This is a genomic window from Psychrobacter sp. ASPA161_6 (assembly GCF_051970285.1).
Taxonomy (GTDB): Bacteria; Pseudomonadota; Gammaproteobacteria; order Pseudomonadales; family Moraxellaceae; genus Psychrobacter; species Psychrobacter glaciei.
In genome coordinates this window covers 244,587-259,222 of sequence record NZ_JBEFNJ010000004.1, presented here as the reverse complement: position 1 = coordinate 259,222, position 14,636 = coordinate 244,587, and the positions used below count along the sequence as shown (strand labels likewise).

The window sequence follows — 14,636 nt, the reverse complement described above, 5'->3', positions numbered from 1 at the left end:
ATAAAATTAATGCAATTCTTGGTTTTCATCTATGAAAGATAATACTAAAATAGTAGTGCTTGCTATCAATGCCTTGAAAGGTGGTGGTGCAGAAAGAGTTGTACTTACTCTAGGACAAGGGTTTCATGAGTTGGGTTATGACGTGCATATTTTGAGGTTCAAGTCACTTGTTGAATATGAACTAAATCCGAATCTTATCTATCATGTGCTTAAATTTAAGCCTTATAAAATGATACCAGGAGCATTACGCCGCGATAAATTTTTCGCGCGTTCAGTAGATCGTTATATTACAAAAAATATTGGAAAGCCTGACATTATTTTGTCGAATCTGGATCGTTCAGATAGTGTTTTTAGCTACAGTCGTCTGCCTAATATCGTCTATGTGATTCACAATACTTTGTCATTATTGTATAAATTTAAACAGGCAGATATTGGCCATCAGAAAAAAGAAAACTTTACTAGGATCTACTCAAAAAACCCTTGTGCCTGTGTCAGTCAAGGTGTTGAAAAGGATTTCATAGAAAATTTCGGTAATATCACATCAACGACAGCCATTCATAACCCAATTGATAGAGACGATATTCTAAAACAAGCCAATGCCTTCGTCCCTGAATATCAAAATTATATTATTCATGTAGGCAGTTTTAAAGAAGCCAAGCGTCATGATGTGCTGGTAAGAGCTTATGCGCTAACAGATCAATCAATTCCATTATTATTGTTAGGGAAAGGTAACCTCCAGAGTGAAACAGAGCAATTGGTTAAAGAGCTTAATTTAGAAGACAAGGTGATATTTTTGGGCTTTCATGAGAACCCATATCCTTATATCAAACATGCTCAGTTCAAAGTCTTAACATCTGATTGGGAAGGGTTTGCTTTAGTGATTGCAGAAGCCCTAGTGCTGGATACACCAGTTATTAGTACCGATTGTCCGTCAGGTCCAAGTGAATTATTACCACAGAGTCACTTGATGCCTATGAGAGAGATAGCAGCTATTGCCGCCAAACTGAGCTTAGCGATGAAAAACCCAAGTCAGTTTAACTCTGTGTTTGACGAGGAACTACTACCGGCTAGCATTGCTCAAAAATATATTGATTTTGTCTCCTAATATAATGATAAAAAACCTCATACATGATGTTTGTCATGCTAATAAATAAGTTAAGTTTAGATAGGTCTACGATGGTTAATAAAGAAAATTTCGATAAGAATAATCACAAAAAAAAAGTGCTGCTTGTCATTAATTGTCTTCAGGGTGGCGGTGCTGAACGTTCTGTACTTACTTTAGGGCAGGGCTTTTATGAGCTAGGCTATGAAGTGCATATATTGAGGTTCAAACCTCTCGTTGAATATGACCTTAATCCAAATCTGAACTACCATGTCTTTCGATCTAAGCCATTCAAAGTCATTCCAGCAGAGAAAATACGCCACCAGTTGTTTGCTAGAGCAGTCGATAAGTACGTTTTAAAAAAGATTGGTAAGCCAGACATAGTTTTGTCAAATCTAGAACCAGTAGATAAAATCATGGTCTATAGTAAATTACCAAACCTGATGTACGTTATCAGGAATAGTGTGTCTCACAAATTTGGATTAAATGATTCTGATAGTAGTAGTGATACAGTTCAAAAACTGCAAAATATTTATGAAAAATATCCATGTGTTTGTGTTTCTAAAGGTGTAGAGATTGACTTACAGGCCAGCTTAGGCTCACGTATCAATAGTACTACTATTTATAACTCCTTTGATAAGCTATTGATCGAGAAAATGGGTAATGAGCCAATTGATTTATCAGATCATTTTCTTGAATCAGAACAGTATCTCTTACATGTAGGAAGCTTCAAGTACCAAAAAGCACATGATGTCCTATTGAAAGCCTACGCTGAATCTTCAATGGTCTACCCTTTGGTATTACTAGGTCAGGGTAGATTGTTTGATGAAACAAGAGATCTTGCAAAAGAGCTCAATATCTCTGATAAGGTAATATTCTTAGGATTCAATAAAAACCCTTATCCTTATATGAAACACGCAAGAGGTTTGGTGCTTTCTTCAAGATTTGAGGGATTTGTTAGAGTTATCCCAGAAGCACTTGCTCTGAATGCTCCAGTTATCAGCACAGACTGCCAGTCAGGACCAAGTGAGATGTTGCCTGCTACTAGCCTTGTGCCTGTAGATGATGTAGTCAGCTTAGCGACCAAGATGACAGAATTAATGGTACATCCAGAAAACTTTAGAGTTGATTTTGATGAGAAGTTTTTACCTATTAATATTGCCCAGCAGTATGTTGACTACTTGGAAGCTTAATAAGACATGCTTCTCACTTAAACTGAATAATATTGTTTATACCAAGCGACAAATTTTTCAATACCGTCTTCGATACTGGTTTCAGGCTTGAAGCCAATATCATCTACCAGCTCATCTATGTCCGCATAAGTAATCGGCACGTCACCTGCTTGCATCGGTAATAAATTCTCTTGCGCTTTTTTGCCACAAGCGTCTTCGATAGCACTTATAAAGCGCCGCAAAGTGACTGGTTGATTGTTACCAATGTTGTAAATCTTGTATGGGGCAGTCGCTGTAGTGATAGTAGAGTATTGAGGAGAAGGAGCCTTATCCATTATTCGAATGATACCTTTTACAATATCATCAATATAGGTAAAATCACGCTGCATATCACCGTTATTGTAGATATCAATGGGTTCGCCAGCCAGAATTTTTTTGGTAAAAGAAAAATACGCCATATCAGGTCTACCATAGGGACCATAAACCGTAAAGAACCTTAATCCTGTCGTAGGGATATTGTATAAGTGACTGTAGCTATGTGCCATGAGCTCATTCGATTTTTTGGTAGCGGCATATAGGCTGATAGGAAAGTCAACACAATCAGCAGTCGTAAATGGCTGTTTGATATTCATACCATAGACAGAGCTAGAGCTGGCATAGATTAAGTGCTTGATATTGTGGTGACGGCAGCCCTCAAGTATATTAACAAAGCCAACCACGTTTGAATCAATATAGGCGTTCGGGTTTTCGATAGAGTAGCGTACGCCCGCTTGGGCACCCAAATTAATAACTGTATCAAACTGATAATCAGAGAAAAGGTTTGACATAGCATCGCGATCAGCAAGGTCTAACTTAATGAACGTAAAGTTTTCTGGCGCTGATATTTCACTCAATATCTTCAAGCGCTCTTCTTTCAAACCCACATCGTAATAGTCGTTGATATTGTCAATACCAACGATAAAATGGTCTTTACCAGATAAGTCTGTTTCCAGTAGCGCTTTGATCAAATGAAAACCAATAAAGCCTGCAGCACCCGTGACTAAAACTTTCATCAGTCGCTCCCGAATAGGTCTCTTGTGAATACTTTATCAGAGACGTCTTGTATGTCAGCAGATAGGCGGTTTGCCACGATGATATCACTCATCGATTTGAATGCTTCTAAATCTTGAATAACTCGCGAATTAAAAAATTCACTCTCTTGCAGTGCAGGCTCATAAACAACAACTTCGATACCTTTTGCCTTGATGCGCTTCATAATACCTTGTATCGCAGAAGCTCTAAAATTGTCTGATCCACTTTTCATGACCAGTCGATGTATGCCCACGATTTTTGGCCGTTTTTCGATAATTTTATCAGCAATAAAGTCTTTGCGAGTTCTATTAGAATCGACAATAGCCTTTATAAGGTTGCTTGGCACCTCATCATAATTTGCCAATAGCTGCTTAGTATCTTTGGGTAGGCAGTAGCCGCCATAGCCAAATGACGGATTGTTATAATGGTTACCTATACGTGGGTCTAAGCCAATACCTTCTATGATTTGTTTGGTGTCAAGCCCAAAGGTTTGTGCGTAAGTATCGAGCTCATTGAAATAGGCCACGCGCATGGCTAGGTAGGTATTAGAAAACAGTTTAATGGCTTCAGCTTCAGTTGATTCTACAAATAGTAGCGGTACTTCTTTTTTGATAGCGCCTTCAAGCAATAACTCAGCAAACTGCTGTGCCTGTTCAGACTGTGCGCCCACAATAATTCGAGAAGGGTAAAGATTGTCGTGTAGTGCTTTGCCTTCTCGTAAAAACTCAGGCGAAAAAATAATGCGATCCGTTTCATATCGCTCTCTAATACTAGCGGTATAGCCAACGGGCACTGTAGATTTTATAATAATAGTCGCTTGCTGATTGACTAGAAGTACTTGCTCAATCACTGCTTCTACTGTTGATGTATTGAAATAATTGGTTTTGGTATCATAATCGGTCGGCGTTGCGACGATGATGAAATCAGCCCCTTCATAGGCTGTCGCAGCATCAAGTGTCGCAGAAAAGTTGAGATTTTTATGCGATAGAAAGTCTTCAATATCTTCATCTTCAATTGGAGATTGTTTTGCATTTAATAGGTCTATTTTTTCAGGAATAATATCGACAGCGACGACTTCATTGTGCTGTGCCAATAGCATTGCATTTGATAAGCCTACATAGCCTGTACCTACTACTGCTATTTTCATAATATATCCAAGGTTGTCTTTTGTTTATTATTTTAAGTTTATTGCTATTTATTGCCATTTAACAATAATGACGAGGGTAAATAAGCTGAGAATTTTTGCACCATAGCAGTGGTAATTTTTTGATAGGAGTTCGCTTCAAGTAAATCCAGACTTTGTATGCACCCATATTTGATAGATTCTTTGTGCAAATCAGTTATAAAGTCCTCGACACCCTTCTCATTTTTTAGATAGTTGATAGACGTATCGGGTTTCAACTCGGCTTGGCCTTTTTGGATTTTTAAATGATTCATCAGTGTTATGGGGTTTACTTGCGCAACATTCCTGAATTTGTACTTTATTTGCTCTGTCAATAATTGAGGATTATCCAACAAATGGGCTTTTAAAATATTTTTATCGACAATATGAGGATAGTGATGAATCTCAAAAAATTTATCCATATCAAGTATTTTAGCACTTAACATTTGCGCTATCGTGTGCCTCGGTTGTATCGGTGTTCCAAACAGTTTGAAGCGAGATTTTCGAAAATTAAGCTTGGCATTTAATGCAGCACTTTTACGCCACTGCCCATGAATGATAATTTTTTCACCGTCCAAAAAGTCATTGATCCTCACGGGCTGATTAAAAAAGAAATCGTCATTCATATAGATGAAATAGTCAGACAGTTCCTTAATATTCCATATCATCGTCTCAATCGATCGGGTATTGAAAGTGGGTAAAAACTGCTCGTAACCAACGAACATCTCTTTATGATCCACAATACGTATTTTATCTGCTGAACAGATATTTTGCTTGGCAAAATCATCGATGAATGCTGGTCGTTGTTGGTCGGTGACAATATATATATGACGACAAAAAGGCACGTATTTAATGATAGACGCTATATTATAGTATATCTCGTCGTCACTAGCGAAACGCGTGGCCGTTATCGCATCTGAAGCGACTGCTTTGCCTGATTTATAACCCTCTCTTTTTTGTTTGAGCATGGGATCTGCACCATCCACCCAGGCGATGACAACATCTAATGTTTTCTCGTCAGGTTGCTTCATGACTGATCCTATTTTTTGTAAACATGTTCTATCAACACGCTGATGTTTGTATTAGCTACATCAATCCAGCGATGATATTTGTTGATATGAGTATTGACAAGGTTTAGTGGGTATATACAATAAAAATTGATGATTATTTTTCTATGCTATGGTTTGTTATGCTATGGGAAGTCAGACAAGCCATGACTATCCTTCAAGCAATAAAAGCAAAGGTCTAAAGGTAGATGAGACTAGCATATAAAGTCAGAACGCTGCAATAATTATGACTATTGATACACTCATTTGGCTGATCCTCCCTACTTATACTTCAATAAAATTGTGAGCTGAGACCCTGATGCCACCTATTATTCTATTAATACTAAAGGCGCTGGAAGGTCGCGGCGCTGAGCGCATGGTCACGACTCTGGCACGTGCTTATGCTGATTTAAATTATAACGTTCATGTGCTTTGTCTCGAATATACTCAAGATATGCCATTAGATTCACGTGTTCAACATCATGTAGTGCCATATGACGAGGTGTTTTCTGAGCAAAATATCGAGCCAAAATCTAACCAAGCACAGGCCTATGAAGCAGTCGCTAGGCGTATCGATGATTATGTATTGAGTCAAATAGGAACACCAGATCTGATATTGGCCAACATCTATAAAATAAACTGGATCATGGCATATAGTCGATTACCAAATATCGTGAATGTACTACATACGGCGCTATCTAAGCAGTTTCAGAATCCATTATTAGATGCGCCGGTACAGACTATAAATCATCTAAAAATGGTCTATGGCGCCCATCCGTGTAGCTGCGTCAGCGATGGGGCGCGTCAGGATTTATTGGCACTGATAGGCAATGTGAATAAGACGACGACCATCTATAATCCTTGCGCTGTCGATGACATAAAGAAAGCCGCCAAGCAATCGTTAGCGCTCAGCCAATTCGGTATAACCTATAAAGGCTATATGATTCAAGTTGCCTCGTTCGATAGCATGAAAGGTCATCACGACTTACTGCATGCCTATGCCAAAACAGCACGGCGCTATCCTTTAGTCTTGGTGGGTAAGGGGAGGCTGGAGAGTGAGATTAAACAGTTAGCTACGGCGCTTGGCATTGACGATTGTGTGAAGTTTCTTGGATTTCAAGCCAATCCTTATCCATTGATTGCCTCAGCGGCTTTGCTGATAATGAGCTCTAAGTTTGAGGGTTTTGGGTATACCATCGTTGAGGCGCAAGTGTTAGACGTACCTGTAATAAGTACTGATTGCCCGTTTGGTCCAAGGGAGCTGTTACCTGCTAAGAGCTTAGTACCAGTAGGTGACATCGATGGGTTGGCTATGCTCATCGATCAGGCAATAGACGATCCAACACACTATATAGTATCGCTCAATCAGCAACTACTGCCGAATCACATCGCCCAGCAATACTTAGCGTTTGGTTCAGTGTTGAATTCATCAGGCAATGAATATTAGAGATCATCGAATAGGGTTTTGGAGACAGGGGAGTGATTAATGACAGAGACACCATGCGACTTATAAGTTCTACTTAGCAAGTTAAACGAAGGTACAATGCGCTCGCTCATGACCTTACTAAGCATACTTGGGGCGCTGTTGTTCTTGTTTTCGTAGAAGCGTGGCTGCTCACTGTTGAGCAAATCGATGCCGTATAAGTGGATAGTAGCCGCATGACGTGAGAAAGCCAACTGTGTGGCCACATAAGCGACAGTTCCTGCCTCTACAAAGCCATGCGTAATATTTAGAGATACGCCGATATTAACTGCTTTATAACTGCCATCAATAATAAAATCTGGATGGTTGATAAAGTATGATAACGGCATTTTCCTATTTAGTAGCTTTTTCTTAAAAATCAGCTTACTAAATGATAGCTTATTTGATTTGACGCCCCAAGGTCTGTCTACTGGATACAACACACGCATGACATGGTGGTAAGTCCGCATGATATTGGGGAGGGCTGTTGCCATCGCTTCAAACACAGCTAGCGTTGCATACAGAGGTTGACCAGTATAATACTGCTGTAAAATCTCAGGTTGATGGTGGATAAAGCGTGCATCGCTAATGACATAGCCGACGATATCGGTGAAGCAATACTTCTCAGTTAGACTGATACTACCATTGACAAAGATAGTAGGCGTGTCCAACAGCTCTGATAATGGTAGCTGCTGTATAGAGGGGCCTGAGGCGATAATATTAACGTTTTTCTTGTGCAGGCTTTGCTCTGGCTCATTGGCATTAAAAGCATCGATAACGATGAGCTCATTATCAATATTAAACCCAGCCGTAGCAGGTAACCTCAAGTATAGCGCCATACTATTTCCTAGTAGTTGACTTCTTCCCAGTAATTGATTTCAAATATCGTTATTATTTAAACGATCATTGCCAGTGATTCTTTAACCATGGGCTTGGTTTTACATGTCGATACCATTTACCGCCGCCGCCAGCAATGGCGTCTGGTGGATTGATCTCACCATGAAAAATAACGATTTTTGCATCATCAGGCAAAGTAGGTTTACGCACTAGGTTAAAGGGAATGGGCGCGATACATTGGTATTTGAAGCTAACGCACCATGTCTTATCCCAATACTCTAAGTGGTGATATTCATGTAAGTAGTTGGATAGATAGGCTTGCTCGTGACGAACTTGGGTACGAATGGTCTCAAAGTTACGTTCAAAGTTTGCCAGCAAGTCGGGATAGGTATTCATACCAATATTAAAGCGATAGACCGAGCTGTTACCAATCATGCGCCATGGTTTTTTCCAGTCACGGATAATGACGACGCTATCATTATATTTTGCTTTGTAAGTAAAAAAACTATCAATATTATCAACGATAACAATATCGATATCTAAAAATAGCGCTACCCCTTTTAGATCATATAAATTTGGCTTAAAGGTCGTCAGTTTTTTCCAGCCACGTTCAGGACCATCTGGTAAATCCATTTCAGGTATAGGGTAACAGGCAATAGCAGTGTCGATACCTGTACTGTCATCGGTTAGGCAGATCATCTGAAAATCTAACGTTAAATGGCGATTGACCATGTTATACAGACGATTGACGTATTCAGGGCCGTACTTATCGCCCCATTTCATACAAATAATATACCGTTGTCCAGCACGCATGGTGTCTTTTTGCGGGCGATTTGTCGATAAATTTTCGGCTACGTCAGTTACCATAGTGCATTCGTATTGATGTGAATGAAAAAATGTTACTCTCAAAAGCAAAAGGCATAAAAGTATGAGTCAATGTTAGCACAGCTATCATTGACGATATGTTTAAACGTTCAAAAATTTGTATGGTTATTACTGCTGATTCTCGTTTAGTACGTTTTTGTGATTAGCATCACTATCAGGAGGTAATGATTTGGTCGCTAACGAGGCAGCAGACAAAGATAAATGATCTCGATTGGCACGAATGAAATCTGCCAATACTGTTTCATTAGCACGGTAGGGATTGCCTAAAGTTGGGATGCGCTTAAAACGTCGATAGCCCCACATATAGTGGCTACAGTTATCTTTAATCATGTGCTCCATAGATTGATTGAGCGCATGAGCTGCTGTTTCGGTATTACGGTCATATAAGGCCGGACTATCGAGTTTATAACAATAAATATCAAAACCACGACCATCGTCACGGCGAATACAAGATAAGCCGACCAACGCACATTTGGTCTTGCTAGCGAGTTTGGAGGCGAGAGTACTGGTTAACGTTTTAACACCAAAGAACGGTACGACAACACCGCCTGAAGGGTCAGGAACATGATCGGGCAATACAATGCTAAAGCCGCCTTGTTTGAGGGTTTTGAATATGGCTTTGACGCCGCTACCATCAGTAGGTACTAGCGTTGCATTGAGGCGCGATCGACCTTGCAGTATAAAGTCATCAGTCATATTACCCTTAACGGGCTTGTACATGATGGTTGGTGAGCCAAATTGATTGAGCCAAGCATTCATGATCTCCCACGTACCCAAATGCGGTACGATAGCGAGCATACCATTCGGGCTAGCCAGTCCTTCTAAAAGAATGTCTTTGTTATGCACATCTTGTATTTGAGCGATACTCCACTCAGGTGGCATTGCCCAGCTCTTGATAGACTCAATACTGGTCATACATTGGTGGTAAATAATATCTTTGACTAAGGATCGTTTTTCATTGTCTGGTAACTCGTGGCGGGTCAGTGCTATATTAATATTGACGGTACGCATGATACTCAGACTGGGTATTTTTATAATCACCCACGCAACAAAACGTGCCAATATCTGCAACACAGATAATGGCACGAATTTGAAAATATGATACGGATTCATGACCATTCGCATGGTGATGAATCATGTAACAAACAATGTAAAACAGATCTGAGCATCATGAGACCAATTATTGAACAGGTTATTTGGCATCAGCCTGAGCTTTTTCGCGCACACGAATACCAAGATCACGTAGCTGCTTGCTATCAACTTCAGCAGGGGCTTGGGTTAATGGGCACTCAGCAGTTTTAGTTTTTGGGAAGGCAATCACGTCACGAATAGACTCTGCGCCTACCATAAGCATAATTAGGCGATCCAAACCGAAGGCTAAACCGCCATGCGGTGGCGCACCAAATTTCAATGCATCGAGTAAGAAACCAAACTTGTCTTCAGCTTCTTGCTCGCCGATACCTAAAGCTTCAAGTACGGCTTGCTGCATATCAAAGGTATTGATACGTAAGCTACCACCACCCACTTCAGTACCGTTTAATACCATATCATATGCGATAGATAGGGCCGATTCTGGGTTGTTTTTCAACTCTTCAACTGAGCCTTTAGGCTTGGTGAACGGATGATGCATTGACGTCCAACGACCATCGTCAGTCTCTTCAAACATTGGGAAATCAGTGACCCAAAGTGGTGCCCATTCACAAGTCGTCATTTCAAGGTCTAGACCAATTTTTTGACGTAGAGCACCGATTGCGTCATTAACGACACTGGCTTTATCCGCACCAAAAAAGATAATATCGCCGTCTTCTGCACCAGTACGCTCAATCAAGCTTACCAATACATCATCGGTCATATTTTTGATGATAGGAGATTGTAGACCAGATTCTTGGTCAACGCCATTGTTGACGCTGCTAGCGTCATTGACTTTGATGTAAGCCAAACCACGTGCGCCATAAATACCGACAAACTTGGTATAGGCATCGATTTGCTTACGGCTAATCGATGCGCCACCAGGGATACGTAGAGCAGCAACACGACCTTTAGGATCGTTAGCAGGACCTGCGAACACTTTAAAGTCAACATCTTTCATCAAATCTGCAACGTCGACCAGTTTTAGTGGAATACGTAAATCAGGCTTGTCTGAAGCATAGTCACGCATTGCTTCTGCGTAAGTCATACGAGGGAACTGCTCAAACTCAACGTCCATCATAGTCTTGAACAAATGCTTGATCAGACCTTCGTTGATGTTCATGATTTCTTCTTCATTTAAGAAAGAAGTCTCAATATCCACCTGAGTAAATTCAGGCTGACGATCGGCACGTAAATCTTCATCACGGAAGCATTTAGCGATTTGATAATAACGGTCAAAACCTGACACCATTAACAGTTGCTTAAACAGCTGTGGCGACTGTGGTAATGCAAAGAAGTTACCTGGGCGTGTACGTGAAGGCACAAGATAGTCACGAGCACCTTCTGGCGTCGCACGAGTCAAAATAGGCGTCTCAACATCCAAGAAACCATGATCGTCTAAATAACGACGAATCGCTGAGGTCGCTTTGGCGCGGAAAACCATACGCTCTTGCATTTGCGGACGGCGCATATCAAGGTAACGATATTTTAGACGCAAGTCTTCTGAAACTGTGGTTTTTTCGTCATTCAATGGGAATGGCGGTGTTTCAGATTTCGCCAACACTTCAATTTCTTTAGCCAACAGCTCAATTTGACCACTGGTCATGCTATTGTTTTCAGTACCTTCATAACGGCGACGTACACGGCCAGTAATTTTTAGCACATATTCAGGACGTACAGCATCAGCAATCGCAAAAGCTTCTGGGGTATCAGGGTCAATGACGACCTGCAAGATGCCCGCGCGGTCACGCATGTCTAAGAAAATTACGCCACCGTGATCGCGACGACGATGTACCCAGCCTACGATATTAATGGTTTGCTCAAGTAAGCTTTCGGTTACGGCTCCGCAATATTCGTCTCGGTATTCGCTATGCGTCATAATATAATTATCCAGTTGTCAGCCCAATTCGAAATACAATAATGCAGCCATTGTTGCACGATTCAAGCGATGCGCAAAAAAAAGCACAAACAACGCGATTAAGACAAATGGTCATCACGTTGGCTGCAGAAAATATGATATAAACGCATATTATGCCTAATCTGCCCTTGTTATACAACCAGCTGAGTCCAATCAAAACGCAGGAATGCTTCGGTATCGAGGGTATTTATCCCGTAACATCTGCATTGGGTTAAATATTGTCATTTTGCTTGAAAACATGAGCCGCTGTGCACATATCAAGCTCACTTATAAAATCCTATTGATCCTATTAAATTTATCTCAATAAAGTTATCTTAATAATGTAAGGAATACTGCTCATGCTTTTTCATCCTGCCAAAAATCCTGTTGAATTACGGGTTATTCATTTGAATAAAAACCAAGAACAACGCCGTGAAGACTTAATGGAAGCCACGCAAGGTAAAGCGGCTCTTAAGCAGTTCAGAAAAACGATGGCTAAAACAGCCAAACAGGCATTAAAAGCAAAAACCAAAAATAAGAAAAAAAATGCCGATGATAAGTCACAAGTTTTCGTTCTAGACTTTGATGGTGATATCAAAGCAACCGCGGTTAAGCATCTTCGCGAAGAAATTAGCACGTTAATCAGTGCGGCTAACAAAGGTGATGAGGTAGTGGTACGCCTTGAATCAGGCGGTGGTTTGGTGCATGGTTATGGGTTAGCGGCAGCACAGCTGGTACGTCTGAAAGATGCTGGTCTAAAGTTAACTGTCTGTGTCGATAAAGTCGCAGCGAGCGGTGGCTATATGATGGCGTGCGTCGCGGATAAGGTAGTGGCGGCACCATTTGCCATTATTGGCTCAATCGGTGTGGTATCACAATTGCCAAACTTCCATAAATGGCTAAAAAACCATGACGTCGATTATGAGATGTTTACTGCTGGTGATTACAAGCGCACAGTCACTGTCTTTGGCGAAAACGATGCCGAAGATCGTGCCAAATATCAAGAAGAGCTGGAGCAGACGCACGAGCTATTCAAACACTTTGTGAATAACTATCGTCCAACACTGGATGTCGCAAAAGTGGCCACTGGAGAGCATTGGTATGGCGAAGATGCATTAAAACTTAACTTGATCGATAGCTTGCAAACCTCAGACAGCTATATTTTAGAGCGTATGGAAGACAATGAAGTATACGCATTGCACTCACGCCAAAAACCAACCCTCGCTGAAAAGTTAGGATTGGCTCAAGCGGCAGAAGCGACCGTAAGCTTAGCAATTAATAAGCTGCCAGATGCGTTAGCACGTTTTGATTTTAATAGTCGTTTAAATATCCTAAAATAGCGTTAGATATCATTGTATTAATGGATATATAGTATTTTAGGGTTTTGATTCTTATCGATGCATTGTTTGTGTTTTGTAAAAGGCGTGTCCTAGCTGGTCGCGCCTTTTTGCTGTTTAATAATAATTGCTGTGTTATAAATGATGCATACAGAAGACAGTATACGTACGTACACTATAAAGATTCCATCAACTTTTTAATCAAAGTTTGATGAAAATAATCAACAAAGAAAAGGATGTCACCTATGTCTGACAATACATTGATGTTTACGGCAACAGAACATGGTCAAGCCATGCACGCCAAAGTCAAAGCATTTATCGAAACCCAAATTGAGCCGATCGAAGCGCAGTTTTGGCAAGAATGCCATGCGCAAAATCCGGATGGCAATTGGAAAAACTGGCAGTGGCCAGAAAAGTACGAAAGCCTGCGTAAGCAAGCACGCGAAGCGGGTTTGTGGAATCTATTCTTACCCGATGATACTTTAGGTGCTGGGCTTTCAGTGACCGATTACGCACCCATTGCAGAGTTGACCGGTCGCAGTTTACTTGCGCCTTATGTATTTAACTGTAATGCTCCTGATAGCGGCAATATGGAATTGTTATGGCGCTATGGCTCGCAAGAGCAGCAAGACAAATGGATGATGCCGATTTTAGAGGGTAAAACTCGTTCAGTTTTTTGTATGACAGAACCTGATGTTGCTTCAAGCGATGCGACCAATATGCAAGCCACAGCCGTAGTTGACGGTGATGAGATCATCATCAATGGCAGCAAATGGTGGTCATCTGGTCTTGGCGATCCTGCGGTCGATGTGCTGATTGTGATGGCTTACACCCCTGATGAGAGCAAAGGTCGTCATCAGCAGCATTCTATGGTATTGGTGCCAGCGAAAACAGCGGGTGTCAATATCGAGCGTATGCTCAAAGTATTTGGCGATTATGATGCACCGCATGGTCATGGCGAAGTCAGCTTTAATGATGTACGCGTGCCGGTCAGTCACTTTATCGGTGGACCAGGTATGGGCTTTGAGATTGCGCAGGGTCGTCTAGGGCCAGGTCGTATTCATCATTGCATGCGTTGTATTGGCGCTGCTGAAAAATCTCTAGAGTTGGCAGTTAAGCGTGGCATGTCACGTACGGCCTTTGGCAAACCATTATTACAGTTGGGTGGTAATTTTGAGCGTATCGCTGAAGCGCGTATCAAGATTGACCAAGCACGTCTGCTGACTTTGTATGCCGCGCAAAAAATGGACGCGCAAGGTACAAAAGCCGCATTGACTGAAATTTCTGCTATTAAAGTGGTTGCGCCGACGGTGTTGCAAGAAGTGGTTGATATGGCGATTCAAATTCATGGTGGAATGGGCGTTTGCCAAGATACGATGCTGCCAAGCTTTTATGCGCAAGCACGTGTATTACGTTTAGCGGATGGCCCTGATGAAGTGCATAAAACCATGATTGCTAAGTTAGAGCTCAAGCGCCAAGGTTTTAGCCGTCCGTCTAAACCTGCCAAAGCATAATTGTGCTTACTAACCAACGTAGT

The 14,636-nt window shown here is 41.2% G+C and carries 12 protein-coding genes; 5 read left to right on the top strand and 7 right to left on the bottom strand.

The window, feature by feature from the left end; genetic code table 11:
* Positions 1–31: 31 nt before the first annotated feature.
* Both ACTQ9T_RS12085 and ACTQ9T_RS12080 read left to right on the top strand, forming a co-directional pair.
* The gene (locus ACTQ9T_RS12085; protein ID WP_440465230.1) at positions 32–1,105 is read left to right on the top strand and encodes a glycosyltransferase; all 1,074 of its coding nucleotides are present in this window, start codon (positions 32–34) and stop codon (positions 1,103–1,105) included.
* A 71-nt stretch (positions 1,106–1,176) separates the two neighbouring features.
* Positions 1,177–2,295, top strand: coding sequence for a glycosyltransferase (locus ACTQ9T_RS12080; RefSeq protein ID WP_440465229.1), 1,119 nt, complete (start codon positions 1,177–1,179; stop codon positions 2,293–2,295).
* A 17-nt stretch (positions 2,296–2,312) separates the two neighbouring features.
* Here ACTQ9T_RS12080 and ACTQ9T_RS12075 read toward each other — a convergent pair whose 3' ends face one another.
* From ACTQ9T_RS12075 to ACTQ9T_RS12065, 3 genes are read right to left on the bottom strand one after another with little or no spacing between them, the layout of a single operon-like run.
* Positions 2,313–3,326 carry an NAD-dependent epimerase gene (locus ACTQ9T_RS12075; RefSeq protein WP_440465228.1) on the bottom strand — a complete coding sequence of 338 codons (1,014 nt, stop codon included), beginning with the start codon at positions 3,324–3,326 and terminating at the stop codon, positions 2,313–2,315.
* The gene (locus ACTQ9T_RS12070) at positions 3,326–4,492 is read right to left on the bottom strand and encodes a nucleotide sugar dehydrogenase (RefSeq protein ID WP_440465227.1); all 1,167 of its coding nucleotides are present in this window, start codon (positions 4,490–4,492) and stop codon (positions 3,326–3,328) included. Before ACTQ9T_RS12070 ends, ACTQ9T_RS12075 begins: the two co-directional genes overlap by 1 nt.
* Positions 4,493–4,536: 44 nt before the next feature.
* Positions 4,537–5,538, bottom strand: a complete 1,002-nt coding sequence (locus ACTQ9T_RS12065; protein ID WP_440465226.1) for a capsular polysaccharide biosynthesis protein — start codon at positions 5,536–5,538, stop codon at positions 4,537–4,539.
* Between the two features lie 334 nt (positions 5,539–5,872).
* Here ACTQ9T_RS12065 and ACTQ9T_RS12060 point away from each other — a divergent pair, with 334 nt between their 5' ends.
* A complete protein-coding gene (locus ACTQ9T_RS12060; RefSeq protein ID WP_440465225.1) occupies positions 5,873–7,000 on the top strand; it encodes a glycosyltransferase in 1,128 nt (375 codons plus the stop codon).
* Here ACTQ9T_RS12060 and ACTQ9T_RS12055 read toward each other — a convergent pair.
* From ACTQ9T_RS12055 to aspS, 4 genes are all read right to left on the bottom strand, one after another.
* Complete coding sequence (locus ACTQ9T_RS12055; RefSeq protein ID WP_440465224.1) at positions 6,997–7,854, bottom strand: hypothetical protein; 858 nt, start codon at positions 7,852–7,854, stop codon at positions 6,997–6,999. The two genes, ACTQ9T_RS12060 and ACTQ9T_RS12055, sit on opposite strands and share 4 nt — an antisense overlap.
* Before the next feature lie 64 nt (positions 7,855–7,918).
* Positions 7,919–8,665, bottom strand: a complete 747-nt coding sequence (locus ACTQ9T_RS12050; RefSeq protein WP_194620402.1) for a glycosyltransferase — start codon at positions 8,663–8,665, stop codon at positions 7,919–7,921.
* A gap of 180 nt (positions 8,666–8,845) precedes the next feature.
* Positions 8,846–9,850, bottom strand: a complete 1,005-nt coding sequence (locus ACTQ9T_RS12045) for a lysophospholipid acyltransferase family protein (protein ID WP_440465310.1) — start codon at positions 9,848–9,850, stop codon at positions 8,846–8,848.
* A gap of 79 nt (positions 9,851–9,929) precedes the next feature.
* Positions 9,930–11,744: an aspartate--tRNA ligase gene (gene aspS, locus ACTQ9T_RS12040; protein ID WP_194619804.1), complete on the bottom strand. Its 1,815-nt coding sequence runs from the start codon at positions 11,742–11,744 to the stop codon at positions 9,930–9,932.
* Positions 11,745–12,121: 377 nt separating this feature from the next.
* Here aspS and sohB point away from each other — a divergent pair, with 377 nt between their 5' ends.
* Together sohB and ACTQ9T_RS12030 are read left to right on the top strand one after the other, a co-directional pair.
* Positions 12,122–13,102, top strand: coding sequence for a protease SohB (gene sohB / locus ACTQ9T_RS12035; protein ID WP_194619802.1), 981 nt, complete (start codon positions 12,122–12,124; stop codon positions 13,100–13,102).
* A gap of 260 nt (positions 13,103–13,362) precedes the next feature.
* Entirely contained in the window at positions 13,363–14,613 is a 1,251-nt protein-coding gene (locus tag ACTQ9T_RS12030; RefSeq protein ID WP_227676190.1) for an acyl-CoA dehydrogenase family protein, read from the top strand.
* The last annotated feature ends 23 nt before the right edge of the window (positions 14,614–14,636 follow it).